General features: G+C 69.2%; 1 protein-coding gene. It reads right to left on the bottom strand.

Annotated elements, in window-relative coordinates:
- Nucleotides 1–105: 105 nt before the first annotated feature.
- A partial coding sequence (locus J0A65_RS26740) for a hypothetical protein (protein ID WP_416135346.1) occupies nt 106–328 on the bottom strand: 223 nt, incomplete at its 5' end.

Raw genomic sequence — 328 nt, 5'->3', positions numbered from 1 at the left:
CCGAACATCGGAGCCGGCGGCTTGTGGCGTGGCGCTCGTTTCGCTCACGCCAGGCGGCCGCCGATGCCGCGCAGCGGGCCAGGACCGCAGCGTTTCGGCTACGTATCACGCGTAGTAGTCGACGAGCCCCCGACCACTGCTCAGGCGATCGCTGCGGATTTCCTGATGACCGACGGCCTGCCCCTCGTCACCGCCAAACAGGCCATCGCGCGCGCCGGAACCGCCGCGCCCGCCCTCGCCCTGGCCTTGCCCCTGCCAGCCACGGTTCAGCGACTGGTCGGAAACGTTGGCATCGGCCAGATTCATGCCCTGTTGCGCGAACATCTCG

Origin of the sequence: Bowmanella yangjiangensis (assembly GCF_017255015.1) — a bacterium.
In the GTDB taxonomy this organism is placed as follows: Bacteria; Pseudomonadota; Gammaproteobacteria; order Enterobacterales; family Alteromonadaceae; genus Bowmanella; species Bowmanella yangjiangensis.
This window is presented reverse-complemented; position numbering and strand designations above follow the sequence as displayed.